The organism is Pedobacter frigoris (assembly GCF_032678645.1).
Classification (GTDB): domain Bacteria; phylum Bacteroidota; class Bacteroidia; order Sphingobacteriales; family Sphingobacteriaceae; genus Pedobacter; species Pedobacter frigoris_A.
In genome coordinates this window covers 84739-110232 of the sequence record NZ_JAVTSP010000002.1, presented here as the reverse complement: position 1 = coordinate 110232, position 25494 = coordinate 84739, and the positions used below count along the sequence as shown (strand labels likewise).

Sequence of the window (25494 nt, the reverse complement as noted above, 5' to 3'; positions counted from 1 at the left end):
CAATCGCAGCAACCCTTAAGGGGATACGACGCAAGGGTCTAATTGAAGCGAGTGAAAGTAAAGGCCAGATCGCTTATTTTTCCTGCCAGATGTTATTGCTGTGTCATTTCTTTGGAAAGTAACAAAGTTAGTATGAGCAATATGTTCTTTGGAATCGTTGCGAATGTAACTTTGCCGGCTATGATCAAAAAGTTAGGCTCAATCCTGTTTTCTACCCGCTTAATGGGGACCATGTTACTTTTATTCGCATTCTCAATGGCCATGGGCACCTTTGTCGAAAACGACTATGGTACACCCGTTGCGAAAGCGTTGATCTATAACTGCTGGTGGTTTGAGCTGATCATGCTGATCTTGGTAATCAATTTCATAGGCAACATTGGCCGGTACAGACTTTACCAGCTCAAAAAATTGCCTTTACTTGTTTTTCACCTTGCTTTTATCATCATATTTATAGGTGGCTGTATCACCAGGTATGTGAGCTTTGAGGGCTCTATGCCCATCAGGGAGGGAGAGTCCACAAACCAGATCATATCAGACGCAACATTTTTTAAAGTGCAGATTGGCAAAGGAGAACAGGCCCTAGCCTATGATGATCTGCCTGTTACGTTGATCTCAAACCAGATACCGGGCTATCTTAAACCCTTTAAAAGAACGTTATCAGAAAAGTATGACTTTCAGGGTGAACGGGTGCAATTTAAAGTTGTAGACTTTTATTCCAGGGCACAGGATTCATTGATAAAAACCGCCGGTGGGGAAAAGATACTTCATTTGGTGGTCCTGGAGAATGGCGCCAGGGTGAATAAATATATCCCGGCAGGAAGTGTCAAGCTCATACAAAACCTTTTATTTAGCTATAACAAACAAACCGAGGGAGCCATCAATATAGATGATACTTCAGGCAGCTTTCAGATCTCATCGCCCTATGAAGGCAATTACATGATCATGGCCACGCAGGAACGTAAAACAGTTGCAGGAAATGATCAGCCTCAGCCTTTTAATTTAAGGAGCCTGTACACTTATGGAAACCTGGCATTTGTAGTGCCAGAACCAGCTGCTCCAGGGCACATCATGCATTTTGAAGGCGATAAGAAAATCCATGAACATGATCCCGACCTGGTGATGGTAGAGGTGACCACGCCTACAGCAATAGATACCGTTTCTTTTTATGGCGGAAAGGGAATGACCAATTTCCAGCACCAAAGCGAAATCGGCGGACTGAGGATTTCTATGGCTTATGGTTCCAAAATTTATCCTGCGCCTTTTTCACTGAAGCTGGTAGACTTCAAAATGGAAAAGTATCCGGGTAGCAGCAGTCCGTCTGCTTATTCATCAGATGTGATCATTCAAAATGATGGGCCGGAAAGACCTTATAAAATATTCATGAACCATGTGCTGGACCATGCCGGATATCGCTTCTTTCAGGCGAGTTTTGATCCGGATGAACTGGGAACAATACTTTCTGTAAATCACGATGCATGGGGAACCAATATTACCTATCTGGGTTATACGCTATTATTTACAGCAATGTTTGTCACACTATTTTGGAAGGGTACTCATTTCTCCAAGCTCAACGAGCAACTAAAAGCAATCGCCAAATCTTCTAAATCAGCTAAGGTATTGTTGCTGCTGTTGTTTATGCCTTTTGGTGCCGCATACAGTCAGAAAATAGACATGCACGGAACGGATGGTAGTCAGCATGTACATCAGCCCGGAGAGGAACACAATCATGATCATGAGCCTGCAGCAGCACCGGAGCATGACCACAAGGCTGATGTAAGAAAAGTCCTGCAAACCAGGACGGTTGACGGAGCGACATTTGCATCTTCAGTAACCATCGATAAAGATCATGCAGATCAATTCGGAAGTCTTCTCGTTCAAAATATCGACGGGCGAATTGAACCTGTAAATACCATGGCGCTGGAAGTGCTGAGAAAGCTGTTTCGTAAGGATAAGTTTTATAACCTCACTGCAAACCAGTTCTTCCTTTCGGCAGCTACTTCGCCTTTTAGTTGGGTAAACGTTCCGCTGATCAAGGTTGGCGGTAAAGGTGGGCCTGAATTGTTAAAACGAGTGCAAGCCGATGCAAATGGCTATACTTCAATGGTCAACCTATTAAAGTTGAGCATAGACGGGTCGGCAGAATTCATTTTAAAAGACGATTATCTCAAAGCATTTGCGAAAAAACCTGCAGATCAGGGCACCTACGATAAGGAAGTCCTGGAACTGAACGATAAGCTCTACGCCATGCAGCAACTGCTGGAAGGGCAGTACTTAAGGGTGCTTCCAGTCGTCGGAGATGCAAACAACACCTGGATTGCAATGCCTTTTGACCCAAATGGAACTGACGCCATATCAAGCCCTGTCGGACTTTATTTTAGCAGCGTTGTAGCGGCACAGCAGAATGGAAACTGGGCTGCGACTGTATCCAAACTGGAATATTTAAAATCATTACAATTGAAGCATGGCAAACAAGTGGTTCCATCGCCAGCTAAGATCGCCTGGGAGATCAGGTACAACTCCTGGAATCTATTTTTAAACCTGATGATTGCCTATGCGCTTTTAGGCATCATGATCTTATCTCTTGCGTTTATCAAATTATTTAAAAACGGCAAGGTGCTGGATAGACTGGTGACATTTGTACTGGGGCTGATCGCCATTGCAGTTTTCCTTCAGGCTGTCGGGCTTGGGGTAAGGTGGTATATTTCCGGTCATGAGCCCTGGAGCAATGGTTATGAGGCTGTTTTGTTTATTAGTTGGATTGGCGTTTTATCGGGCTTGCTGATGTATAGAAATGCCAATGCCTTTATCCCTGCCGCGGGGTGTCTGATTGCTGTGATCCTGATGGGTTTTGCACATGGGGGATCTCAGATGAATCCACAAATTACACCGCTGGTACCGGTATTGAAATCCTATTGGCTAATGATTCACGTAGCGATCATCACCTCCAGTTATGGATTTTTCGGACTTAGTGCCTTATTGGGAACAGTAGTATTGGTGTTGTATATCATTGACAATGACAAGATCAGCGCAAAGGTAAAAGCATCTGTTACGGAACTGAGTATTGTAAACGAAATGTCGCTTACGGTAGGGTTATTTTTGCTGACTGTCGGCACGTTTCTGGGCGGCATCTGGGCAAATGAAAGCTGGGGCAGGTATTGGAGCTGGGACCCTAAGGAAACCTGGGCCTTTATCTCCGTGATCATTTATGCTTTTGTGCTGCACGTAAGGCTGATCCCCGGACTAAAGAGCAAATACCTGTTTAATTTACTTTCGCTAATCAGTTTTTCTACCATCATCATGACGTACTTTGGGGTCAACTATTACCTGACCGGGCTGCATTCCTATGCGGCAGGGGATCCGGTACCTGTGCCATCATGGGTGTACATCACGGTTGTTGTCGTAACGGTGCTTGGTGTGATCTCGTACCGCAGGTATGCGAAGAGGAAGGCTTAATTCAGGATGACGGCAAGAATATAAAAGATGCTGGCCAGGAACTTAGGATGACGAAATGGTTATTTCGATTTCTTTAAGGGCTGCAGCAAGTACTCAAGACCATTGAGCTTAATTTCATAAAGCGTGGCAATCATTTCCCCAAGTTTGCCAGGAGGCCAGCCTTCCTGATGGAACCAGACCAGGTAAGATTCAGGGAGGTCACACAGAATGCGGCCTTTGTATTTCCCGAAGGGCATTTGCATCGTTACCAGATCTTTTAATAGTTGAGGGTTCATGAGTTTTGATTTTGATTGACCACCATCTCCAGCATTTCTACTGCTTCGTCGATTGAATTGAGGTTATCAAAAGCAATCCGTAAGCTGTCTTTTACTTCTTTTAAGTTGCAAAGTCTGGGATGAACCTGCGCAAAGTGCAATATTTTATTGAACATTACCGAATCGAAAAACGCTGATTGTTTGTCTGTGATGAAATAACCTCTCAAAGTACCTTTTTTGAAGGTTATTTTTTCAAAAGCCAGCTTTTTAGCTACCCACTGTAAACGCAACACATTGAGCATGGTTTTTACTGGCTTAGGCACCGGTCCAAAGCGGTCTTTCATAGACTTCTCGAATACCTTTAATTCCGTTTCATTTTCGATTTTAGAGAGCTCGGTATACAGGTTATACCGTTCGGTGATGTTGGTTACATAATCATCCGGTATGTATAGCTCCAGATCGGTATCTATTTGTGTAAAGCTGACAAAAGGGCGCAGTGGCTCATTCTTAAATAAGTCCTTAAACTCATCGTCTTTTAACTCCTGAATGGCTTCGTCCAGGATCTTATGGTACATCTCAAACCCTATTTCGGCAATAAAGCCACTTTGCTCTGCGCCTAAGAGGTTTCCGCTGCCCCGGATATCCAAATCCCTCATGGCGATATTAAAACCGCTTCCAAGGTCTGAAAACTCTTCAATAGCGCTAAGGCGTTTGCGTGCCTCTGAGGTAAGCGTACTCAATGGCGGGCTAAGGAGGTAACAAAATGCTTTTTTATTAGAGCGACCTACCCTGCCGCGCATTTGGTGGAGATCGCTTAACCCAAACATATGGGCATGGTTGATGATGATGGTATTGGCATTTGGAATATCCAGTCCGGCCTCGATAATTGTCGTGGCCACTAACACATCTTTTTCGCCATTGATGAAATCAAGCATTACGTCTTCCAGCTGATCGCCGTCCAGTTGCCCGTGGGCAATACCAATGCGAGCTTTTGGAACCAGCTTTTGGATCAGGCCGCCTAACTGAGGGAGATCATTTACCCGGTTGTGGATGAAGAAAACCTGTCCGCCTCTGTCCAGTTCATATTGAACAGATTCCTGGATCAGTTTATCATTGAACACATGAAGTTCTGTATTAACAGCCTGCCTGTTTGGTGGCGGAGTACTCATGATTGACAAATCCCGGGCGCCCATTAAGGAGAAATGAAGGGTACGCGGAATAGGTGTAGCTGTGAGTGTAAGCGTATCTACATTCACCCTCAAGGCTCTTAGCTTTTCTTTAGAAGTTACCCCAAACTTCTGCTCCTCATCAATGATCATGATTCCGAGATCCTTGAACTTTACGTCTTTGCTGAGTAAGCGGTGTGTGCCTATAATGATGTCTACCTTGCCGTCTGCTACAGCGGCTAAGGTGTCTTTAATCTGCTTATTGGTCTTGAAGCGGTTGATGTAGTCAACATTACATGGAAAGCCTTTTAAACGGCCTGAAAATGTTTTAAAATGCTGAAGGGCAAGGATGGTTGTTGGCACCAGGACTGCTGCCTGTTTGCCATTGGCTACGGCCTTGAAAGCAGCGCGGATGGCAATCTCTGTTTTACCGAAGCCCACATCTCCACATACGAGCCGGTCCATAGGGTGCGGCGCTTCCATGTCCCTTTTTACATCACTGGTGGCTTTTTCCTGATCCGGCGTATCTTCATAAATAAAGGAAGCTTCCAGTTCTGTTTCGAGATAGCCATCCGGGTCAAAAGCAGTACCCACCTGAGCTTTCCTCAGGGCATAAAGCTTGATGAGGTCGCGGGCTATGTCCTTAACTTTTTTTTTAGTGGTTTTCTTGAGTTTGTCCCATGCTTCGGTGCCTAATTTATTCATTTTAGGCGCTGTGCCATCCTTTCCGCTATATTTTGCAATGCGGTTCAGGGAATTGATGTTCACATACAGCAGGTCATTATCGGCATATACCAGACGGATCATTTCCTGGGTTTTGCCATTTACCTCTACTTTTTCGAGTCCGGCATATTTTCCTATTCCATGGTCTATATGGGTTACGAAGTCGCCAGGTTTCAGGTCTCTCAGTTCTTTCAGGGTGATGGCCTGACTGCGCTGATATCCCCTTTTTAGTTTGTATTTGTAGAAACGGTCGAAGATCTGATGATCGGTATAGAACGCTACGTTTTGAGCTGCATCTACGAAGCCTTCCCTCAGAGGTATGTTGATCGGGATAAATTTGGCTGATTTATCTATGTCATCGAGAATTGCATATAGCCTTTCAGTTTGTTTGGTAGATGAGCTGAAAATGAAATTGTGGATGCCCTGCTTTTCATTCTCTTTTAAGTTGTGGATCAGCAGGGTAAAATCTTTATTGAATGAGGGTTGCGGGCGGGTTTCAAAAATGAAAACATGATCAGTTTTATAAAAAAACTGCTTTCCGAACTCTGTGAGTGTAAAATCCTGGAAGGTATCTGCCATCAATTTCTCATCTGTAAAGGCAAATTTCGGGTCTATCCAGTCCGGGTTTTCCTGTTTTTCCTTTACAGGGAGTGCTTTCCAGAGCTCAACAGCTTTTTTATAACCGCGTTTAACGATATCGAGGGTAAATTCAACATCCTTGAACCAGAGCTGTGTATCTTTTTCAATGTAATCAAGCAGGCTGATGTTATTCTCTGTCAGGTATTTTGACTGTACATTGGGAATGATCGTCAGTGTTTTTACATCATCTACAGAAAGCTGGCTTTCTATTTCGAAAGTGCGGATGCTCTCCACTTCATCACCAAAGAATTCGATGCGATATGGCAGGTCGTGTGAGAAAGAAAAAATATCTACAATACCGCCCCTGATGGAGAATTGTCCGGGTTCGTAAACAAAATCGGTACGGTCAAAATCATAGTCGATCAGGAATTCATTGATGAAGTCGATGCCAAGCTTTGCCCCTATGCTGATCTCAAGGGTGTTTTTTTCGAGCATTTCACGGTTGATCACCTTTTCAGCAAGTGCTTCAGGATAAGTTACAACGATCTTTCCATATTCAGAATGATGGTTGAGTTCGTTCAGCACCTCTGCCCTTGCCAGGACATTTGCTGTATCTACCTGGGTAAATTCAAAAGCTTTACGAAATGAAGAAGGGAATAACAAGACCTCCTTGTCGAGGATGCTTTCCAGGTCGGCAAGGAAATAAGAAGCCTCTTCCCTGTCGGGCATGACGAATAAAATGGGCTTATGGAGCAGGAAATACGTAGCTATTGCAATTGTTGCATCGGCGGAACCAACCAAGCCTTTTAGCTGAAGTTTGTTACCTTTGGCTGCATTTAATGCTTTGGCCAATGCTACAATGCGCTCATCTGTTTTGTATTGATTGATCAGGTCGCGGATGTTCACAATACAAATGTAATATTTATGATGAGCTTTAAATGTAACAAACGGTGTATTAATCAATCTAAAATAAAATGAACAGGAAGAAGCACTGGTCGATGATGATACTGAACCGCATGCCTTTGGAGCTCGTTTTTTGGATAACAGCGTTGATATGCCTTGCTGTTGCCGATCCGGAGGTTCATGGACATGAGCATCATTTTACGCTTTGTCCGCTGGCAAATATGGGCTTTGAATGGTGTCCTGGTTGTGGAATAGGAAGGGCAATCACCCAGTTGCTGCACGGCAATTTTCGAGAGAGCTTTGCACATCACTGGTTTGGGCTGCCTGCACTGCTGATCATTTTGTACAGGATAGTGATTTTGATAAAATTGAATAAAGGAAATAAAGTAAATTATAAGGAGGAAAGATATGTTTGATTCACCGTTTATGACATTGCCGGGTATCACACCCCAGGAATATTCGTACTTGCAAAGTGCAACTACCGGATTTAGTGAACAACAGCTGAGAGGGTTTTTGATGATCTACGGAAGCAAAAGAAGAAATCCAGATGATATGGTATTGTACTGTATATTAGGGTTTTTTGTTCCAGGATTACCGAGGTTTCTGGTAAACCAGATCGGGATGGGGGTTTTGTATTTCTTTACTATTGGACTATGTTTTATCGGTACAATAATAGACCTGGTAAACCATAAGACACTGGCTTTTGAATACAATCAGCGTATGGTCTTTGAAAGTTTGCAGATGGTAAAAATGGGTAATATCCAATAGGATTTTCTTATTTTTATGGCATGAGATTATCATCACTGATTAAGCACCTTGAAGATTACGCGCCTTCAAATTACCAGGAAGATTACGACAATTCCGGATTGATCATCGGGAATGTCAACCAGGAAATTGAGGGGGCGCTGGTTGCACTGGATTGTACGGAAGCGATTGTAGACGAAGCCATCACGCATGGATGTAATCTGATCATTACGCATCATCCGATTGTTTTTAAAGGACTTAAAAGGATCACCGGAAAGACCTATGTGGAACGGGTGGTGCTAAAGGCGATAAAAAACAATATCGCGTTATATGCCATCCATACCAATCTTGACCACGTAAAGAACGGCGTTAATGGTGTGATTTGCGACCGTCTTGGATTGCTGGGAACAAAAATCTTAAGCCCTAAAAAAGGGTTGATGAAAAAGTTGGTGACATTTTGTCCGACAGCTTTGGCTCCAGTTGTAAGAGGCGCGTTGTTTGAAGCAGGTGCAGGCAGTATAGGAAATTACAGTGACTGCAGTTTCAATGGCGAAGGAACCGGAACGTTTAAAGCCGGCGAAGGTACCGACCCGTTTGTTGGGGAACAAGGCGTACAACATCATGAGCAAGAGCTGCGGATAGAGACGATTTTTCTGGCCCAGGATGAACGAAAAGTATTGTTGGCATTATTTGAGCATCATCCTTATGAAGAGGTGGCTTATGATATTTATCCGATTGAAAATAAACTCGAGACCGTAGGTGCCGGAATGATTGGCTGGTTGGAAGAGGAAATGGATGGCCGGGATTTTTTGAGGCTGGTAAAAGACCGTATGGATACCAGCGTGATCCGTCATACGAAGTTATTACCAAGAAAGATAAAAAAAGTAGCAGTTTGTGGTGGATCAGGAAGCTTTTTACTGAAAGAAGCGATAGCTGCGGGAGCCGATGCTTTTGTGACGGCAGATTTCAAATACCACGAGTTTTTTGATGCGGATGAAAAAATAGTGATCGCTGATATCGGACACTTTGAAAGTGAACAATTTACATCTGATTTGTTGATAGATATTATTCAAGAAAAATTTCCTAACTTTGCAATCCGTTTAACGGAGCATAACACAAACCCCATAAATTATTTCATTTAATGGAACAAACTGTAGAGCAAAAGCTAAAAGCTTTATACGAATTACAAACCCTGCATACTAAGATTGATAAGATACGTCAGATTCGTGGTGAATTGCCAATGGAAGTAGCTGACTTAGAGGATGAGGTTGCAGGTCTTGAAACACGTATACAAAAATTCAAAGGCGAATTGGATGATACCGAAGATGCCATTGTAACACGTAAAAATATGATCAAAGAGGCTCAGAACTTGATCAAGAAATACGAGACTCAATTAAAAGATGTAAAAAATAATCGTGAATATGATGCTTTAACTAAAGAGGTTGAAATCCAAACTCTTGAAATTCAAGTATGTGAGAAAAAGATCAGAGAGTTTGGTTTTGATATTACTCAGAAAACTGAAATCTACGAAAAAGCATTAGCTGATCTGGAATCAAGAAGAAAAGATCTTGACATTAAGAAAGGTGAACTTCAAACGATTACTGCAGAAACTGAAAAAGAAGAGCAATCTTTAAATAAAAAAGCAGAAAAGGCAGAGACTCAAATTGAGGACAGACTTTTGGTGGCTTATAAGAGATTAAGAGGAAATGCAAATAACGGATTGGCGGTTGTAACTATCGACCGTGATTCTTGTTCTGGATGTTTCAACCAAATTCCTCCTCAGCGTCAATTGGATATCCGTCAGCGTAAAAAAATCATTGTATGTGAGCACTGTGGAAGAATCCTTGTTGATGAGGCATTAACTCAGGAAGAACAGCCAGCTTAGTCAGGCATAAAGATTAATAGAAGGTCAGAACTTGTTTCTGGCCTTTTTTTATGTTTAATTTTGCAGGAGTGAATAAGGAATATTTTATTAAATCCTTAAAACATATACAAAAGAGTGTGCGTTATGATTTATTTATTGACGAATAATTTGATTTATGGGTAATAGTTCGCCGTTGAGACCAGTATATTTTCTGATTGCCTTTTTTTTGGTTTTTCCGCTCCCTCTTTTTGCTAATTTTGATTTCAATGCCAATTGTTTAAAAGCTTATCAGAACATATTTGAACTGAAAATCGGTGCTGCCAGGCAGCTCATCGCTGCGGAAAAAAAGGCCAATCCAAATAATGCTATTGTCCCATTACTTGAAAATTATGCAGATTACTTCTATTTGCTAACGAGTGAGAGCAAGCAGGAGTTTGACCAGTTGGAAAAATCCAAATCAAAACGGCTGGATCTGATAGAAGAGGCGGATAGGAATTCGCCATATTATTTATATGCACAGGCTGAGATCAATTTACAGTGGGCACTGATCAGGGGCCGGTACGGGGAGTACTTTACGGCTGCCAGAGAGATAAAGAAGGCCAATGGCTTATTGCTCGATAACCAAAAGAAATTTCCTGCTTTTCAATTGAATGCGAAAGGATTGGGGCTCATCAATGCTTTTCTGGGAAATTTGCCTGATGGGATTTTAAAAAGCACATTGGCTACCTTTGGAATAAAAGGGAATCTTCAAAGCGGAATAGCCATGCTTGACAAGCTTGCAGAAGGACTTCCGTCATCTAAATTTGAGCCTTTTTATGAAGAGGTGATATTTTACTACGCCTTTGTATTGAATGACATTGCCCATAGTCCAATGGCCTATTCCAAAACAATGAAATATACTGCCAGGATTTCAGATTCAAGTTTATTGAAAACATATCTTCAGGCATTAGTCTCATCTAAAAATGGGCATAATGATGAAGCAATATCTATTCTGGAAAGGAGACCCACCGGATCAGTTTATCAGGCATTTCCATACCTCGATTTTCTGGAGGGGGCAGCAAAGCTTAATAAACTGGATTATTCATCTTCTGCTGACTTTGGGAGATTTTTGCAGACGAATAAAGGCGTTAATTACATTAAAGATGCTAATCTGCACTTGGGGTGGATTTCTTTATTGAAGGGCGATACTGGTGCTTATTCTGGTTTTATGGCGAAAGTTAAAAGCAATGGGTATGCTTATCAGGAAAAAGATAAACAGGCGCTCAATGAAGCAAATGAATCTGTTCCTAATAAAAGCCTTTTAAAAGCAAGGTTATTATTTGATGGAGGTTATCATGCTAAGGCTCTTGATCTGCTCTCAGACGTCAAGCAGGAGAGCTTTAGTGCAGGAAGAGACCGTACAGAGTTTTACTACAGAAGAGGAAGGATAAATGATGAACTGAATAAAGAAGACGCAGCTTTATCCGATTATCAAAATGCCATTAATTCGGGTAAGGGGCTAAGGTATTACTTTGCTGCCAACGCTGCCTTGCAGATCGGAAAGATCTATGAAAACAAGAAGAATTATGCAAAAGCAAGGCAAGCCTATAATGTTGCTATCCAAATGAAAAACCATGATTATGAAAGCAGCATTGAAACCCAGGCAAAAGCGGGTCTGAATAGAATTAAATAGAATCAGAACCTATAAACGAATGCATTGATGTGCATTCCCGCACCTACGGACGCAAAGACAGCATATTCACCCTTGTTCACCTTAAATCCATCTACCTGACCTTTTAGTACAAGATCCAGCAGCGTCGGTATGGTCGCCACGGAACTGTTTCCTAGCCATGAAATGGTCATCGGCACGAGATTTTCAGGCACGGCATCCAAATCATAAAGTTTAAAAAGGCGTTTCATGATGGCATTGTCCATCTTTCCGTTGGCCTGATGGATGAATACTGTTTTGATATCTGTGATGCTGATCCCAGCTTTATCTATTGCTTTTTTTACTACCTGTGGTACATTGGTAACGGCAAATTCGTAAAGCTTTCTTCCATTCATCTTGAGGTATGCATTGCCATTTGTTTCAGCAGGGTTGTTGCTTTTTCCCATCACCAGAAGAGAACCATAGTTGACCGCGAAAGTCTGGGTTTTATGCGCTATAATACCAAGATGCTCTTCCGATTCCCTGGCTTCAAAAATAACGGCTGCAGCCCCATCAGAGAATATCATACTGTCACGATCATGAGGATCGATGATCCTGGAGAGGGTTTCCGCCCCGATCACCATTACTTTCTTTGCATCACCACTTTGAATGAGGTAATTGGCCTGTATTGCTCCTTGTACCCATCCTGGACAACCAAAAATGATATCGTAAGCAACGCAATCCGGATTTTCAATACCCAGGGCTTGTTTTACTTTGGCGGCGAGTGCAGGTAAAATATCCATCCTGTTGCTGCCATATTTGACATCTCCGAAATTGTGACAGCAGATGATGTGGTCGAGCGTTTCTTTATCCACATCTGCATCTTCAATGGCTTTTTGAGCAGCAATTGTAGCTATATCACTATTTACCATATCTGAATCTACATACCTGCGTTCTTCGATCTCAGTGATCTCGGTAAATTTGCTGATTACATCGGCCATGTCTTTGTTTAAAGGAAGGCCATTGTCGTAAAATGTAGAGTTGAGGAATAAATCACCAGAGATGATGTTTTCAGGAATATAGCTTCCTGTGCCCGTGATAACAGAGTGTAGAATTGTTTTATTGCCCATTTTGAACCGTAGACTGTTTTAGTCTACAGTATAAAACTAGGATATTTTTATGGTAAATAAAAATCTTAGGAGAAATCTTCTACTAAAAATACGAATAATTCCTTTGGTCCGTGTGCTCCAAGCACTAAAGTTTTTTCAATATCAGCAGTTCTGCTCGGTCCGGTGATGGTGCTGATCATTGAAGGAATCTGGCTGCCGTATTTGTCTTTGATTAACTTAAAGGCGTCTTTAAGATCCATTACCATTTGTCCCGTTCTCGCAATCACAATGTGATGATGAGGAAAAATGCTTAATCTACGTCCGGCGGCATTTTGATTGGAGACCATTACGGACCCGTTGCGGGCAACTAGGGCTTCGCATAGGGTAATTCCTACTTCCGCCTGTTCAAAGTCTTTATCTGTTTTATAGAATGGGAATTCATATTCTGCAAGAAGCTCCTGTAGTTCTGGCTCCCAGCAATAGATTTTTCTCCACTTGAAACGATCGGCAAGCTGAAGGATATTCTCGATAAACTCTATTCCGTTTTCACAATAAATGAAATTACCCGAAACAGCAGTTAGCTGTTCGGCAAACAGGACTTCTGGAATTTCTTCTGTTGGAGAATAGAGTGGGGTATCTTCGAGATTTGGATAAGGATTGTCTCTTTTTTCAAGAAGGGCTTTCCTTATCTTCTTTAACATTAACTCTTTTGAGGAGATATTTTCTTGCATAGGAGAATGGATTTGCTGTCGCCTGATTTGTCAGGCGACAGCCCCATAAATGTTTATTAAGATTCTGTATTGGTCGGTGTGATTGAAGTAGAAGGATCTGTCGTTTCACCAACGCCTTCATGTAATAACCCTTCTGCAGCTGGTTTTTGATCACCAGTTCCATTCACAAATTCATCGTAAGTGGTACGGTTATCAAACGGACGCTTGCCCAGGATTTCTTCAAGATCTGCCTGAAACAGAATTTCTTTTTCTATTAGTTTTTGAGCAAGCTTCTCTAGGCCGTCTCTTTTTTCTGTAAGTAGTGATTTGGTTCTGGTGTATACATCAGCTATCAGCGTACGTACTTCATTGTCGATCATTTCTGATGTCTTCTCAGAATAAGGCTTATTGAAATTGTACTCATTTTGAGGATCATGGAATGAAACATTTCCGATAGTACTGTTCATACCATAAATGGTCACCATCGCATAAGAAAGCTTGGTAATTCGCTCAAGATCGTTTTGTGCACCTGTAGAAATTTTGCCAAATACAATGTCTTCAGCAACACGTCCACCCATGGTCATACACATGCCGTCAGTCAGCTGCTCAGTAGTATATAAAAACTGCTCTTTAGGTAAGTATTGAGCATAACCAAGCGCTGCAACTCCACGAGGCACGATCGACACTTTAACCAATGGATCAGCATGCTCAAGGAACCATCCGGCAATTGCGTGACCTGCTTCATGATAAGCAACTATTCTTTTCTCTTCAGGAGAGATGATTTTGTTTTTCTTCTCTAAACCACCAATAACGCGGTCTACTGCATCCTGGAAGTCCTGCATGTCTACGCTTTCTTTGTTGCGTCTTGCTGCAATTAGCGCGGCTTCGTTACAAACGTTGGCAATTTCAGCACCTGCAAATCCAGGGGTTTGAGCAGATAATTTTTTAGCGTCAACCTCTGATGAGGTTTTGATTGGTTTAAGGTGAACCTTAAAGATCTGTTCACGACCTACAAGATCCGGTTTGTCAATAGAAATTTGTCTGTCGAATCTTCCTGGTCTCAATAATGCTGTATCTAACACATCCGGACGGTTGGTTGCTGCCAGTATGATAATACCTGAATCTGTACCAAAACCATCCATTTCAACCAATAACTGGTTCAGGGTGTTTTCGCGTTCATCATTGCCTCCCATCATGCTGTTCTTTCCACGCGCACGGCCGATTGCATCAACCTCATCAATAAAGATGATACATGGAGCTTTATCTTTTGCCTGTTTGAATAAATCACGTACACGGGATGCGCCCACACCAACAAACATCTCTACGAAATCAGATCCTGACAGCGAGAAGAAAGGTACTTGCGCCTCGCCGGCAACGGCTTTGGCTAATAAAGTTTTACCAGTACCAGGAGAACCAACAAGTAATGCTCCTTTTGGAATTTTACCTCCAAGGTTGGTGTATTTTTTAGGGTTTTTAAGGAAATCGACGATCTCCATAACCTCTTGTTTGGCTTCTTCAAGACCTGCAACATCATTAAAAGTCACATTAACCTGGCTTTCTTTATCGAAAAGGGTCGCCTTGGACTTGCCAATGTTGAAGATCTGTCCACCACCACCACCAGCTCCACCGCCCATACGACGCATGATGAATATCCAGAATGCAATGAATAGTAATACCGGAAGTATAATCGTTAAGAACCAGGACTGCACCGAGCTTTGTCTGGTTTCTATAATCGGCAATACCTGCTGTGTGGGAGGGATGTCTTTTTGAGAATCCTTTAATAAAGTATTCAATGCGTCAAATGACCCTGCAGTAAAATAACCAATAGGGCCATTACTTGAGCCGAAATTACTTTTGTTTTGATACTGTTTATAGGCAGCTTCTTTTAATTTATCATCTTTAATATAGACTTCAACTTTAATCAGGTCTTCATATTTAAATGCCACAAGTTTTTTAACATCACCTGTTAAGAGCATTTTAGATTCGAAATCACGGTAAGGAATAGGCTTGCTGTTGTCACTGCTAAACATGAATTGAAGCAGTATTAAACCTAAAATAATAGCGGCGTATACCCAAAAGATATTGAATTTAGAACCTTTTTGAGGTTTCTTGGGGACATTCGGAATTCTTTTAATCAGCTTTGGTTTTGTATTTGGGGTCTCTTTCATCGTTAAATCAAAAAATGTAGGTGAAAATGATTACGCGCTTCTGTAGGATGTAGCCTGGGCATCGCCCCATAGGTCTTCAATTCCGTAGAATTCGCGTTTTTCAGTTTTAAATATATGGACAACTATATCAAAATAATCAAGAATGATCCAGTCTGCGGCTTCCTGTCCTTCTTTACGCCATGGATTGGTTTGTGTTTTCTTATAGATTTCTTCCTCTACGCTATCTGCAATTGCTTTTACCTGCGTTGCAGAGTTCGCACTACAAATGATGAAAAAATCAGAAACGGAACTGTTGAGTTCTCTTAAGTCTAAGCGTACAATATCGTTCCCTTTTTTTTCCTGTATGCCATGTACGGCTATTTCTGAGAGGTATGTAGAAAGGTTTACAATTTTCTTTTTTACCATTAAAATGTTTTAATTTTGATAAACAAATATACAATCAACACTTGCAAAATAACACTTTTTCAACATTATTTGTTGGTCAAAATCTTATCAGATTATCAGCGGTTGATTCTACTAATAACTTTTTGAAGGAGATGGTGTCAAAATCCGAGCCACTACCCGAAGGAACTGTTATTATGGCAGATAACCAGTTTGCAGGCAGAGGACAACAGGAAAACATCTGGCATGCAACCGCGGGTCTGAATCTCACATTCAGTGTTTTTTTTAAACCGGTATTTCTCCCCATAAATAAACAATTTATGTTAAATATAGCGGTTAGTACAGGCATTCGCAAAGCTTTACAGCAAATTGTGCTACAGGGAATTAAGGTGAAGTGGCCCAATGATATTTATTTTGAGGACAGAAAACTGGGGGGGATATTGATTGAAAACACGCTTTCAGGAAACTGCTATAAAAGCAGCATTGTTGGCATAGGCATCAATGTCAATCAAGAGGATTTTAATCCAGAGCAGGTAAAAAGGGCAACTTCTTTGCGAAAAATTTTACAAGCGGATGTTAATCTGACGGAGTTGATGGGAGAGATTTGCAGCAGCATAGAAGCAGAGTACCTCAAACTGAAGTCCGGTAATTATAATGCCTTGCTAACGGAATACTTGAAGGGGATGTATAGATTTAATGAAGACGCGGCTTATCGCGAGGCGGGAATTGCCTTCATGGGCAGGATCGTGGATGTAACAGAGACGGGACAATTGATCATTGAGGCTGAAGGAAAGAATAAAAGCTATAACTTTAAAGAAATAGAATTTTTAAACAACACACAATGAAAAAATTAAGCATTTTATTTGCACTGATCATCGTTGGATTTGCCGCATCTGCGCAGATACTTAAACCGGTGACCTGGGCTTACAAAGCAAAACGAATCAGTAAAACTGAGGCGGTTGTGCAGATTAGAGCAACGATAGATCAGGGTTGGCACATTTATTCGCAGCATTTGGCCCCTGGCGGCCCGAATCCGACAGTTTTTGCATTTTCCCCCTCTAAGGATTTTACGTTAAACGGAAAAACAACTGAGCCTAAGCCCGTCACGTATTTTGATAAGAATTACAAAATGAACATCGGTTATTTTGAAAATCAGGTTGTATTCCAACAGAAGATAAAGCTGAATAAAGCAGCCACAGCGGTTAAGGGAAAGGTTACTTTTATGGTGTGTGACGACACACAATGTCTTCCGGCAGAGGATGTGAATTTTAATATACCCGTGAAGTAGTTTAATACAGAGATAATCAGGAGATCATAAACATTATAGCCAAATTCTCATCCATATTATGTAATATTGGGCTGCGGGGATTGTGATCTGGCTTAATCGTTTAACTAAAATTTATATAAGCATATTGGCTGTCAGGCAGAAATTGTCTGATTCGCCTGTAAGAAAAGATAATGAACAAGATTAAAAACATAGGTGTATTAACATCTGGAGGCGATGCTCCCGGAATGAATGCTGCTATCAGAGCGGTAGTTCGGGCGGCAATTTACTATGATTTGCAGGTTACTGGTATTTTAAGAGGATATGAAGGACTGATCCATGGTGATTTTATTGAAATGGACAGGAAGTCTGTTGCTAATATCATTCAGCGTGGCGGAACAATTTTAAAGACAGCAAGGAGTGATGGTTTCCGAACAAAAGAAGGAAGAATTCAGGCCTACGAGCAATTAAAAAAACAAGGTATTGATGCCTTAATCGTAATCGGTGGAGACGGGACCTTTACAGGAGCTAATTTGTTTACAAATGAATTTGATATCCCTGTCATCGGATTGCCGGGTACCATTGATAATGATCTTGAAGGAACAGATTTTACAATAGGATACGATACTGCAATCAATACTGTAATCAACGCAGTTGATAAAATACGGGATACTGCGGAATCTCATGACAGGCTATTTATTGTTGAGGTTATGGGCAGGGATTCTGGTCTCATTGCATTAAGGAGCGGTATTGGCGTGGGTGCAGAGGCAATTATGATTCCTGAAGCAAATATGGGTGTGGATGGTCTGGTCACTAGGCTTGAAGCCGGACGTAAGGATAAAGCTTCGAAAATAATTATAGTAGCCGAAGGAGATGAAGTTGGGGGAGCATTTAACGTGGGAGAGGTTTTGAAAAATAAATTTCCTAATTATGACATCAGGGTATCGGTACTTGGCCATATTCAGCGTGGAGGAAAGCCCAGTTGCATGGACAGGGTGTTGGCGAGTAGACTAGGTGTTGTCGCTGTTGAAGGCCTGCTTGCGGGAAAAACAGGCGTGATGGTGGGACTTGTAAATAAGGAACTTGTTTTTACGCCTTTTGATCATGCCATTAAGCACATTGACGCTAAAGAAATAAGTCCGGTTTGGTTAAAACTGGTAGAAATACTTTCATTGTAAAAAAAGCCAGGATTTAATCCTGGCTTTTTTTATTCTATAATAACTGCAGTTCCTGTTGCGGCGACCATCAGCATGCTGCCTCCGCTTCCTACAGTTTCATAATCCAGGTCTACTCCGATGATTGCATTCGCCCCCATTGCGGCGGCATATTGCTGCATTTCATTGATTGCGGTATTTTTTCCTTCTCTCAATACCTGTTCATAAGATCCGGAACGTCCGCCAACGATATCTCGTATGCCGGCAAAAAGATCTTTAAAAATATTGGCGCCTATGATGGTTTCGCCACTTACAAGGCCAATGTATTTAACTACTTTTTTGCCTTCTACTGAATTTGTTGTTGTAATTAACATCTTAATCGGGTTTTGTATTTTGATGCGATTGATGAATAAATGTTACAGCTAAACTGCAAATCTGTTTTTTAGTCTCTAGCGGCACAAATTGGTCATGTTGAAATTAAAAATATTGCATCTTGCTAATCATTAGTATTTTACTTATTTTTGCAGCCCCGCAAGCACGAAGCTCCGGGAACTATGTTGAATACATAAATTAAAAAAAGAAATGGCAACTAAAATCAGATTGCAAAGATTCGGTAAAAAAGGGAAACCTTTTTTCCACGTAGTGGTAGCGGATTCCCGTTCACCAAGAGATGGTAAATTTATTGAGCGTTTAGGTTCTTATAACCCAAATACCAATCCTGCTACTATTGAAATCAACTTCGATAAAACTTTAGACTGGGTAAACAAAGGTGCTGAGCCTACGGATACTTGTCGCGCTATTCTTTCTTACAAAGGTGTTTTATACAAAAAACACTTAGAAGGTGGTGTTAAAAAAGGAGCGTTAACAGCAGAACAGGCAGAAACTAAATTTGCTGAGTGGTTGAGCGCTAAAGACGGTAAAATTGAAGGTAAAAAAGACGGCTTGACTAAATCTAAAGATGAAGTTAAAAAAGCTGCTTTAGCTGCTGAAGCTAAGAAAAATGCTGATCGCGCTGCTGCCCTTGCAATTAAAAATGCACCGGTAGAAGAGGTAGTTGAGGAAGAAGGTGTAGCAGAAGTAACAGAAGAAGCTCCTGTAGCTGAAACTGTAACTGAAGAAACTCCTGCTGCTGAAGAAAGCAACGAAGAAGAAAAAGCATAAACTTTTTGTTATTCTAAGAAATAGCGAAAGATCTTTCATTGAAATGATCCTTCGCTATTTTTTTTATTAAACGAGATACATCAAATTCATGACAATAGAAGAGGCATTTTATATAGGATACATTACAAAAACGAAAGGTTTGAAAGGGGAGCTACAAGTCTTCTTTGAATATGAGGAACCGGAATTACTGGAGTTGGATGTGGTGTTTGCTGATATCAATGGAAAACTTGTGCCGTTCTTTGTTTCGGCGTGTAAGTTGCAAAACAACAATACCGGAAATTTCTATTTTGATGACGTAGATCATATTGATAAAGCACAGGCCCTGGTAAAAAAGAAGATATACCTGCCGTTGAGCAAAAAGCCTGTGCGTGATGAAGATGACTTTTTCTATACAGATTTAAAAGGATTTATGGCAGTTGACGAAACGCTGGGAGAATTGGGAGAGATCCTGGAAGTTCATGAATATCCTCAGCAGTTTGTGGCTACAGTCCTATATAACGACACAGAGATTATGTTTCCGTTAAATGAAGACTTCATTGTCGAAATAGATGACGAGGAACAAATCCTTACTGTAGATCTTCCTGAAGGATTGCTGGATATATACCTTGCTAATTAATTTTAACTTTGCTTTATGCGTTTTGATATCATCACTGTTTTACCAGGGCTATTAGAAAGCCCTTTTGCTCATTCTATTTTACAGAGAGCCCAAAAAAAAGGTATTGCTGAAATTGTCGTGCACAACCTAAGGGACTACGCGACGAATAAGCAAAAGAGTGTAGACGATTATCCGTATGGTGGCGGTAGTGGTATGGTAATGTCTATCGCGCCTTTTTCTAAGTGCATAGAAGCCTTGAAGGCAGAGCGTAATTACGATGAAATCATTTTTATGAGTCCTGATGGTGAGACGTTCAACCAGACAATAGCTAACGAATTATCTGGTAAAGAGAATATCATGATTCTTTGTGGTCACTATAAAGGGATAGATCAGCGTATAAGAGATATTTATGTGACCAGGGAGATCTCTATAGGCGATTATGTTCTGTCCGGTGGAGAGCTTCCTGCGGCGGTATTGGTGGATGCAATTACAAGATTGATACCTGGCGTATTGAATGATGAAACATCTGCCTTATCAGATAGTTTTCAGGGTGAATTGCTGGATGCGCCAGTTTATACACGTCCTGCAGACTGGAATGGGTACAAAGTCCCGGATGTTTTGTTGAGCGGTCATGAGGCAAAAATTAATGAATGGCGTCATGAACAGGCGTTAATACGTACTCAAGCGCGTAGACCTGACTTATTGGAAGATTGAGTTATTTGCTTAAAAGCGAGATGATTTTTTCCTTGTCCTTCAGCTGATCTTTCAATGCTGAAAGCATTTCTTTACAGTTTTTTAAACTGCTTTTAAGGTCATTATATTCTTCTTTTGTGTCCGCTAGTGTCTCATTTCCCTTCTGGTTTTTATAAGGTGCGGGTTCTGATTCAAAAAATACTGAAGGAGAGACCTTTAGTATCATTGCCATGGCAATCAGATCGTTGTATTTTATCGAACCCCTCACCAAACCAAGTTTTAACCCATCAAAGGTTTTGTCCATCTCATCTGCAAGCCAACTCATTGGTCTGTTCTTTTCTTTAAGAATTCCGTCGACTACATTTTTTAAAAACATAAAAAAATTAGTTATAAGTTTGGTCTGCGCTTAAAATTTTAAGTATTTTTGTCTTAAAAAATTACGTGTTCCGATACATAATTTTGATAAAAATACATAAATTTTAGTATTTAACCAATATAGAGCATGAACAAACTAGCTGTAAGCGACAATGCATCGAGGAAGTACAAGATCAATGAGTACCTGCTTAAACTGCCTATTTCTGATTACAGATCGGCTGTTAGACTTATTCCTAAGTATATGAGAATTTCTCTGAATACCTTTCACAATTATCGTAATATTCTGCTGGCTGACCGTCAGGATATCCCTCATGAAAAGGTGGTTATGTTTGAAAAACTATTTGATCTAAAGCCTGGCGAGTTGCTAAATAAAATGGTAAGGTCAAAGGCATTGAAAGACTTACTAAATAAGGAACAGGGTCGTTTTTCTGGCGGTGCGATGGATAGATAGTATGGAAAATCAAAGGAAATACAAAATAGATGAGGAAATGAGAAAACTAAACCATGTTTCTTATAAGGCAGCTTTAAAAATTATTCCGAAGAGATTGAAGGTCGCTTCTAATACTTTTCATAATTATAGAAAACTGTCATTGAATGACAAAGCAGATATACCTTATGGTCAGGTAAGAAAGCTGGAATGCATTTTCGGCTTAAATATAGGCGAGTTGGCGAACTATTCTGTGGATTGCAAAAATCTGGATGTTTTGATCAGAGAGCCGCTGCGCGACGGTGATACAGAGAAATGATGCGACGATTTTTTGTGGAAATATTAAAGAATGTGGAAAAAAATAAAAATCACTTTTATTTCTGAAATAAAATTCCTAATATTGCAGTCCGATTTTAAACAACAAAAAATCGGCTTAATAGCTTAAAATCATGGATTTAGTAAAATTTGTTGAAGAGCAGGTAATCGCAAAAAATGAGTTTCCTGCGTTCAAATCAGGAGATACAGTGAGTGTTCACTATAAAATTCGCGAAGGTAATAAAGAACGTATTCAAATTTACCAAGGTGTAGTATTGCAACGTAATAGCGTTGGTGCTAATGAAACGTTTACTGTTCGTAAAATGTCTAATGGTGTTGGTGTTGAACGTATTTTCCCGATCAACTCTCCAAACATCGCTAAAATTGAAGTTAATAGCCACGGTAAGGTGCGCAGATCGAAATTGTTCTATCTACGTGAATTAACTGGTAAAGCAGCTCGTATCAAATCTAAAAGAGTTTAATCTCTTTAGGAAAACTATATTAGCCTTCCCGATGTTATCGGGGAGGTTTTTTTGTTCGCTTTTACCTCAACGCATAAGACCGCATTCGCGTAGTGCTGATTTTTATATATTCTGTAGCTTTTCACAATTATTTGAGCTGTGTTCATGAATGCTCCTTGGATTTACATAAGTTTGTGCCAACTAACTTATTTAGACGAAATCACCAGGTATTATACCGCCTTGATGTGTGTATACCGGTGAAAATTGTCTTAAAAACAATAGAATAATAAATGAAAGAACTGTTAAAAAAATTCGAGGAGAAAAGGCCTGAGATTGTATTCGAATGGAAGGATAAAGAGTCTGAAGCTGAGGGTTGGGTAGTGATCAACTCCTTACGCGGAGGCGCCGCAGGCGGAGGAACCCGCATGCGGAAAGGCCTTGATAAGAGAGAAGTTGAATCCCTGGCAAAAACCATGGAGGTGAAATTTACCGTGTCTGGTCCGCCGATAGGTGGTGCAAAGTCAGGGATAAATTTTGATCCCGCTGATCCAAGAAAGAAACAGGTACTTGACCGGTGGTATAAGGCTGTAATGCCTATACTAAAAAGCTATTACGGTACAGGAGGGGATTTGAATATTGATGAAATCCATGAAGTGATTCCCATTACGGAGAATTACGGCTTGTGGCATCCTCAGGAAGGTGTGATCAACGGTCATTATCAGGCAAGGGAAAACGAGCGTATACATCAGATTGGACAATTACGTTATGGAGTTTCAAAGGTCTTGGAAGATTTGAGCTATACCCCTGATATTAAAAGAAAGTATAAGGTTGCGGATATGATTACCGGATATGGTGTTGCAGAATCAATCGCACATTTTTATAAGATCTGGGGAGGTGAGCTGACAGGAAAGAGAGCCATCATTCAGGGCTGGGGTAATGTGGCTGCCGCCGCCGGTTATTATCTGGCACAAAATGGCGTAAAAGTGGTTGGTATCATTGACCGTGTCGGCGCATTGATTAATAAAGAAGGATTTAGTACTCAGGAAATCATCGATCTATTTAATAATAGAGCGGGGAACACACTTGTTTCCCCGAATTTAATTCCTTTTGAACAGGCAAATAAAGAAATTTGGAATGTCGGTGCAGAGATATTTGTTCCGGCAGCAGCATCACGATTGGTAAAACAAATTGAGGTGGACCAACTGATTGAAGGTGGATTGGAAGTAATCGCTTGCGGGGCAAATGTACCGTTCGCTGATAAAGAGATCTTTTTTGGCAGTATCATGGAGCATGCAGATAATCACGTAGCAGTCATTCCGGACTTCATTTCAAACTGTGGAATGGCAAGAGTTTTTGCTTATTTGATGCAAAGAAATGTAGAGATGAGTGATGATGCTATATTTACAGATGCTTCCCAGGTAATTTATAACGCAATGAAATCAATTCATAATGAGTCTTCTGAGAAAACTCAATTATCTAAAACAGCATTTGAAATAGCACTTAAACAATTGGTATAATTATGATGGACGAGCAGTTTTTTAAACAAATTTTTTGGGGTAATACGGTTAAACAGTACTGCGTTTTTGTAGTGGTAATATTGCTGGGATTGTTTTTTAAAAGACTGGTATCCAGATTAGTTAGTTTGGCCTTGTTTAAAATATTTAGAAAGTTTGCGGAGGAAGTTAAAGTAGATACTTTTGTGGCTCTGCTGCTGAAGCCTATAGAATCTTTCATTACTTTCTGTACAATTTATCTGGCCATTAACAATTTAAGTCACCCGCTCAATATAGTGCTTTGGCACCGCTCGAAATCGAAAGTGGAAATTACTATAGGCGATTGCTTAGATAAAGTTTTCTTATTTCTGATCATATTATCCATTTTCTGGATCATTTTACGAATCATAGATTTTATCGCTTTTGTTCTGAAACACAAGGCGGCAATAACAAATAACAGGGCAGATGATCAGCTGGTTCCATTTTTAAAGGAACTTACAAAGACACTGATTTGCTTTCTTGGTTTTTTTGTATTGCTGGGGTTTGTATTTGAAATCAATGTACTTACACTAATCACAGGACTGGGTATTGGAGGTATTGCTATTGCTCTGGCCGCGAAAGAGAGCCTGGAGAACCTTATTGGTTCTTTTACAATATTTCTGGATAAGCCATTTACTGTAGGAGATGTGGTGAAAGTAGATGGAATAGAGGGAACGATTGAGAAAGTGGGCTTCAGGAGCACCTGGTTGGTGAGTCCGGATAAAACAACGATTGTAATTCCAAACAGGGCAATGATTGATGGTGTGCTGGAGAATGTTACCTTAAGAAATTATAGGAGGGTAAATTTCTTTATCGGGTTAACTTATGAAACAAAGTCGGAAGATATAAAGTTGATTCTAGCTGCTATTGAAGACTTTTTAAACAAACATCCAGAGACGAAGGACGGGTATGCCACATTTGATAATTTTGGCGATTCAGCGCTTAATATACAAGTGATCTATCTTGTAGTGAACATGGAGCACAGAAAGTATGTCAAAATCAAGGAGGAGATCAATTTTAAGCTCATAGAGATTGTAGAGCAATACAGGTCTGGATTTGCTTATCCAACACAACGATCAGTGCATTAGCCAACATCAAAGCAAAAAAAAGACCCGCACAATTTGCGGGTCTTTTATATAATATTTCTTAATTCTTTATGCGAGTTCGGCAAGTACTGTGATTCCACCTTTTACTACCTGGTTGAGTTCAAGGTTTATTTTTGTACCTACCGGTAAGAAGATATCTACTCTTGAACCAAATTTAATAAAGCCAAACTCTTTTGCCTGCTCAACAACATCTCCTTCTTTCACATACCAAACAATTCGTCTTGCAAGCGCGCCCGCAATTTGTCTGAACAACACGGGAGTGCCGTTTTTATGTTCAACAACCACTGTTGTACGCTCATTTTCAGTTGATGATTTAGGATTCCATGCAGCCAGGTATTTTCCCGGGTGGTATTTGAAGAATTTAACAATTCCAGATATCGGATTTCTGTTAATATGGACGTTGACAGGCGACATAAATATAGATACCTGGAGTCTTTTGTCTTTAAAGTATTCTCCTTCTTCTGTCTCTTCTATTACAACAACTTTTCCATCGGCAGGACAGATTACCAGGTTTTCTCCATTGGTAAACGAACGGCTTGGATTCCTGAAAAACTGCAGTACGATAATGAATAAAGCAAGGGAAAATATATATACAAACCACTTTAGCCATAAAATGTCTGCGAATCTATATTCAATGATTGCATTTAATAAGAATATGAAAAGCAAGGATAATGCGATGGTGGTATAACCTTCTTTGTGTATCGTCATTGTTTTTATTGTATAATTTGTT

26 protein-coding genes are annotated in these 25494 nt (G+C 40.6%); 17 read left to right on the top strand and 9 right to left on the bottom strand.

Annotated features, from left to right (window positions below):
- Positions 1–132 precede the first annotated feature (132 nt).
- Positions 133–3453, top strand: a complete 3321-nt coding sequence (gene ccsB / locus R2Q78_RS06875; protein WP_316790188.1) for a c-type cytochrome biogenesis protein CcsB — start codon at positions 133–135, stop codon at positions 3451–3453.
- Between the two features lie 59 nt (positions 3454–3512).
- On the opposite strand, the gene R2Q78_RS06870 is transcribed toward ccsB, so the two are convergent.
- Both R2Q78_RS06870 and mfd read right to left on the bottom strand, forming a co-directional pair.
- Positions 3513–3728, bottom strand: a complete 216-nt coding sequence (locus R2Q78_RS06870) for a DUF3820 family protein (protein ID WP_316790185.1) — start codon at positions 3726–3728, stop codon at positions 3513–3515.
- Positions 3725–7081 carry a transcription-repair coupling factor gene (mfd, locus tag R2Q78_RS06865; protein WP_316790182.1) on the bottom strand — a complete coding sequence of 1119 codons (3357 nt, stop codon included), beginning with the start codon at positions 7079–7081 and terminating at the stop codon, positions 3725–3727. The genes R2Q78_RS06870 and mfd overlap by 4 nt, the downstream gene beginning before the upstream one ends.
- Positions 7082–7149: 68 nt before the next feature.
- Here mfd and R2Q78_RS06860 point away from each other — a divergent pair, with 68 nt between their 5' ends.
- From R2Q78_RS06860 to R2Q78_RS06840, 5 genes are all read left to right on the top strand, one after another.
- Complete coding sequence (locus R2Q78_RS06860) at positions 7150–7494, top strand: DUF2752 domain-containing protein (protein WP_316790180.1); 345 nt, start codon at positions 7150–7152, stop codon at positions 7492–7494.
- Positions 7487–7846: a TM2 domain-containing protein gene (locus tag R2Q78_RS06855; protein WP_136836746.1), complete on the top strand. Its 360-nt coding sequence runs from the start codon at positions 7487–7489 to the stop codon at positions 7844–7846. Before R2Q78_RS06860 ends, R2Q78_RS06855 begins: the two co-directional genes overlap by 8 nt.
- A gap of 20 nt (positions 7847–7866) precedes the next feature.
- Positions 7867–8964, top strand: a complete 1098-nt coding sequence (locus R2Q78_RS06850) for a Nif3-like dinuclear metal center hexameric protein (protein ID WP_316790177.1) — start codon at positions 7867–7869, stop codon at positions 8962–8964.
- Positions 8964–9707: a zinc ribbon domain-containing protein gene (locus R2Q78_RS06845; RefSeq protein ID WP_316790176.1), complete on the top strand. Its 744-nt coding sequence runs from the start codon at positions 8964–8966 to the stop codon at positions 9705–9707. Before R2Q78_RS06850 ends, R2Q78_RS06845 begins: the two co-directional genes overlap by 1 nt.
- A gap of 154 nt (positions 9708–9861) precedes the next feature.
- On the top strand, positions 9862–11358 hold the full coding sequence (locus tag R2Q78_RS06840; protein WP_316790175.1) for a tetratricopeptide repeat protein: 1497 nt from the start codon (positions 9862–9864) through the stop codon (positions 11356–11358).
- A gap of 2 nt (positions 11359–11360) precedes the next feature.
- Here the strand turns inward: R2Q78_RS06840 and R2Q78_RS06835 are convergent, their stop codons facing one another.
- The 4 genes from R2Q78_RS06835 to rsfS form a co-directional block, all read right to left on the bottom strand.
- A complete protein-coding gene (locus R2Q78_RS06835; RefSeq protein WP_316790174.1) occupies positions 11361–12443 on the bottom strand; it encodes a ketoacyl-ACP synthase III in 1083 nt (360 codons plus the stop codon).
- Between the two features lie 65 nt (positions 12444–12508).
- Positions 12509–13153 carry a lactate utilization protein C gene (locus tag R2Q78_RS06830; protein WP_316790172.1) on the bottom strand — a complete coding sequence of 215 codons (645 nt, stop codon included), beginning with the start codon at positions 13151–13153 and terminating at the stop codon, positions 12509–12511.
- 56 nt (positions 13154–13209) lie between these two features.
- Positions 13210–15300 carry an ATP-dependent zinc metalloprotease FtsH gene (ftsH, locus tag R2Q78_RS06825; protein ID WP_316790170.1) on the bottom strand — a complete coding sequence of 697 codons (2091 nt, stop codon included), beginning with the start codon at positions 15298–15300 and terminating at the stop codon, positions 13210–13212.
- A gap of 30 nt (positions 15301–15330) precedes the next feature.
- Entirely contained in the window at positions 15331–15705 is a 375-nt protein-coding gene (rsfS, locus tag R2Q78_RS06820; protein WP_316790168.1) for a ribosome silencing factor, read from the bottom strand.
- Between the two features lie 41 nt (positions 15706–15746).
- On the opposite strand from rsfS, the gene R2Q78_RS06815 reads away from it, so the two are divergent.
- The 3 genes from R2Q78_RS06815 to pfkA all read left to right on the top strand — a co-directional run bounded on the left by R2Q78_RS06815 (position 15747) and on the right by pfkA (position 18123).
- Positions 15747–16526 carry a biotin--[acetyl-CoA-carboxylase] ligase gene (locus tag R2Q78_RS06815; RefSeq protein WP_316790166.1) on the top strand — a complete coding sequence of 260 codons (780 nt, stop codon included), beginning with the start codon at positions 15747–15749 and terminating at the stop codon, positions 16524–16526.
- Positions 16523–16969, top strand: coding sequence for a protein-disulfide reductase DsbD N-terminal domain-containing protein (locus tag R2Q78_RS06810; RefSeq protein ID WP_316790165.1), 447 nt, complete (start codon positions 16523–16525; stop codon positions 16967–16969). The genes R2Q78_RS06815 and R2Q78_RS06810 overlap by 4 nt, the downstream gene beginning before the upstream one ends.
- Positions 16970–17139: 170 nt before the next feature.
- Positions 17140–18123 (top strand): 6-phosphofructokinase, encoded by a 984-nt coding sequence (gene pfkA / locus R2Q78_RS06805; protein ID WP_316790162.1) that lies wholly within the window; start codon positions 17140–17142, stop codon positions 18121–18123.
- A gap of 29 nt (positions 18124–18152) precedes the next feature.
- Here pfkA and R2Q78_RS06800 read toward each other — a convergent pair whose 3' ends face one another.
- Positions 18153–18473, bottom strand: coding sequence for a YbjQ family protein (locus R2Q78_RS06800; RefSeq protein WP_173089651.1), 321 nt, complete (start codon positions 18471–18473; stop codon positions 18153–18155).
- A 208-nt stretch (positions 18474–18681) separates the two neighbouring features.
- Here R2Q78_RS06800 and R2Q78_RS06795 point away from each other — a divergent pair, with 208 nt between their 5' ends.
- From R2Q78_RS06795 to trmD, 3 genes are all read left to right on the top strand, one after another.
- Positions 18682–19260, top strand: coding sequence for a 30S ribosomal protein S16 (locus tag R2Q78_RS06795; RefSeq protein ID WP_316790158.1), 579 nt, complete (start codon positions 18682–18684; stop codon positions 19258–19260).
- A gap of 88 nt (positions 19261–19348) precedes the next feature.
- Complete coding sequence (gene rimM / locus R2Q78_RS06790) at positions 19349–19876, top strand: ribosome maturation factor RimM (protein WP_316790157.1); 528 nt, start codon at positions 19349–19351, stop codon at positions 19874–19876.
- Positions 19877–19891: 15 nt separating this feature from the next.
- Positions 19892–20569: a tRNA (guanosine(37)-N1)-methyltransferase TrmD gene (gene trmD / locus R2Q78_RS06785; protein ID WP_316790155.1), complete on the top strand. Its 678-nt coding sequence runs from the start codon at positions 19892–19894 to the stop codon at positions 20567–20569.
- A gap of 1 nt (position 20570) precedes the next feature.
- Here the strand turns inward: trmD and R2Q78_RS06780 are convergent, their stop codons facing one another.
- Positions 20571–20924 carry a hypothetical protein gene (locus R2Q78_RS06780; protein WP_316790154.1) on the bottom strand — a complete coding sequence of 118 codons (354 nt, stop codon included), beginning with the start codon at positions 20922–20924 and terminating at the stop codon, positions 20571–20573.
- A 126-nt stretch (positions 20925–21050) separates the two neighbouring features.
- Here R2Q78_RS06780 and R2Q78_RS06775 point away from each other — a divergent pair, with 126 nt between their 5' ends.
- The 5 genes from R2Q78_RS06775 (at position 21051) to R2Q78_RS06755 (ending at position 24746) form a co-directional block, all read left to right on the top strand.
- The gene (locus tag R2Q78_RS06775) at positions 21051–21374 is read left to right on the top strand and encodes a hypothetical protein (RefSeq protein ID WP_316790152.1); all 324 of its coding nucleotides are present in this window, start codon (positions 21051–21053) and stop codon (positions 21372–21374) included.
- 37 nt (positions 21375–21411) lie between these two features.
- The gene (locus R2Q78_RS06770) at positions 21412–21669 is read left to right on the top strand and encodes a hypothetical protein (protein WP_316790150.1); all 258 of its coding nucleotides are present in this window, start codon (positions 21412–21414) and stop codon (positions 21667–21669) included.
- Between the two features lie 130 nt (positions 21670–21799).
- The gene (rplS, locus tag R2Q78_RS06765; RefSeq protein ID WP_131593363.1) at positions 21800–22147 is read left to right on the top strand and encodes a 50S ribosomal protein L19; all 348 of its coding nucleotides are present in this window, start codon (positions 21800–21802) and stop codon (positions 22145–22147) included.
- Between the two features lie 269 nt (positions 22148–22416).
- Positions 22417–23643, top strand: coding sequence for a Glu/Leu/Phe/Val dehydrogenase dimerization domain-containing protein (locus R2Q78_RS06760; RefSeq protein WP_316790144.1), 1227 nt, complete (start codon positions 22417–22419; stop codon positions 23641–23643).
- 2 nt (positions 23644–23645) lie between these two features.
- Positions 23646–24746 carry a mechanosensitive ion channel family protein gene (locus R2Q78_RS06755; RefSeq protein ID WP_316790142.1) on the top strand — a complete coding sequence of 367 codons (1101 nt, stop codon included), beginning with the start codon at positions 23646–23648 and terminating at the stop codon, positions 24744–24746.
- A gap of 66 nt (positions 24747–24812) precedes the next feature.
- Here the strand turns inward: R2Q78_RS06755 and R2Q78_RS06750 are convergent, their stop codons facing one another.
- Entirely contained in the window at positions 24813–25472 is a 660-nt protein-coding gene (locus R2Q78_RS06750) for a phosphatidylserine decarboxylase family protein (RefSeq protein ID WP_316790140.1), read from the bottom strand.
- Positions 25473–25494: the final 22 nt, after the last annotated feature.

Excerpts from the sequence above, each read along its gene's own strand:
- R2Q78_RS06835 (WP_316790174.1), bottom strand. The coding sequence starts at position 12,443 with ATGGGCAATAAAACAATTCTACACTCTGTTATCACGGGCACAGGAAGC.
- ftsH (WP_316790170.1), bottom strand. The coding sequence starts at position 15,300 with ATGAAAGAGACCCCAAATACAAAACCAAAGCTGATTAAAAGAATTCCG.
- R2Q78_RS06855 (WP_136836746.1), top strand. The coding sequence starts at position 7,487 with ATGTTTGATTCACCGTTTATGACATTGCCGGGTATCACACCCCAGGAA.
- R2Q78_RS06845 (WP_316790176.1), top strand. The coding sequence starts at position 8,964 with ATGGAACAAACTGTAGAGCAAAAGCTAAAAGCTTTATACGAATTACAA.
- R2Q78_RS06780 (WP_316790154.1), bottom strand. The coding sequence starts at position 20,924 with ATGTTTTTAAAAAATGTAGTCGACGGAATTCTTAAAGAAAAGAACAGA.
- trmD (WP_316790155.1), top strand. The coding sequence starts at position 19,892 with ATGCGTTTTGATATCATCACTGTTTTACCAGGGCTATTAGAAAGCCCT.
- R2Q78_RS06755 (WP_316790142.1), top strand. The coding sequence starts at position 23,646 with ATGATGGACGAGCAGTTTTTTAAACAAATTTTTTGGGGTAATACGGTT.
- R2Q78_RS06770 (WP_316790150.1), top strand. The coding sequence starts at position 21,412 with ATGAGAAAACTAAACCATGTTTCTTATAAGGCAGCTTTAAAAATTATT.
- rsfS (WP_316790168.1), bottom strand. The coding sequence starts at position 15,705 with ATGGTAAAAAAGAAAATTGTAAACCTTTCTACATACCTCTCAGAAATA.
- R2Q78_RS06750 (WP_316790140.1), bottom strand. The coding sequence starts at position 25,472 with ATGACGATACACAAAGAAGGTTATACCACCATCGCATTATCCTTGCTT.
- rplS (WP_131593363.1), top strand. The coding sequence starts at position 21,800 with ATGGATTTAGTAAAATTTGTTGAAGAGCAGGTAATCGCAAAAAATGAG.
- ccsB (WP_316790188.1), top strand. The coding sequence starts at position 133 with ATGAGCAATATGTTCTTTGGAATCGTTGCGAATGTAACTTTGCCGGCT.
- R2Q78_RS06795 (WP_316790158.1), top strand. The coding sequence starts at position 18,682 with ATGGCAACTAAAATCAGATTGCAAAGATTCGGTAAAAAAGGGAAACCT.
- R2Q78_RS06800 (WP_173089651.1), bottom strand. The coding sequence starts at position 18,473 with ATGTTAATTACAACAACAAATTCAGTAGAAGGCAAAAAAGTAGTTAAA.
- R2Q78_RS06775 (WP_316790152.1), top strand. The coding sequence starts at position 21,051 with ATGAACAAACTAGCTGTAAGCGACAATGCATCGAGGAAGTACAAGATC.
- R2Q78_RS06840 (WP_316790175.1), top strand. The coding sequence starts at position 9,862 with ATGGGTAATAGTTCGCCGTTGAGACCAGTATATTTTCTGATTGCCTTT.
- pfkA (WP_316790162.1), top strand. The coding sequence starts at position 17,140 with ATGAACAAGATTAAAAACATAGGTGTATTAACATCTGGAGGCGATGCT.
- R2Q78_RS06760 (WP_316790144.1), top strand. The coding sequence starts at position 22,417 with ATGAAAGAACTGTTAAAAAAATTCGAGGAGAAAAGGCCTGAGATTGTA.
- R2Q78_RS06810 (WP_316790165.1), top strand. The coding sequence starts at position 16,523 with ATGAAAAAATTAAGCATTTTATTTGCACTGATCATCGTTGGATTTGCC.
- R2Q78_RS06860 (WP_316790180.1), top strand. The coding sequence starts at position 7,150 with ATGAACAGGAAGAAGCACTGGTCGATGATGATACTGAACCGCATGCCT.
- R2Q78_RS06870 (WP_316790185.1), bottom strand. The coding sequence starts at position 3,728 with ATGAACCCTCAACTATTAAAAGATCTGGTAACGATGCAAATGCCCTTC.
- rimM (WP_316790157.1), top strand. The coding sequence starts at position 19,349 with ATGACAATAGAAGAGGCATTTTATATAGGATACATTACAAAAACGAAA.
- R2Q78_RS06850 (WP_316790177.1), top strand. The coding sequence starts at position 7,867 with ATGAGATTATCATCACTGATTAAGCACCTTGAAGATTACGCGCCTTCA.
- R2Q78_RS06830 (WP_316790172.1), bottom strand. The coding sequence starts at position 13,153 with ATGCAAGAAAATATCTCCTCAAAAGAGTTAATGTTAAAGAAGATAAGG.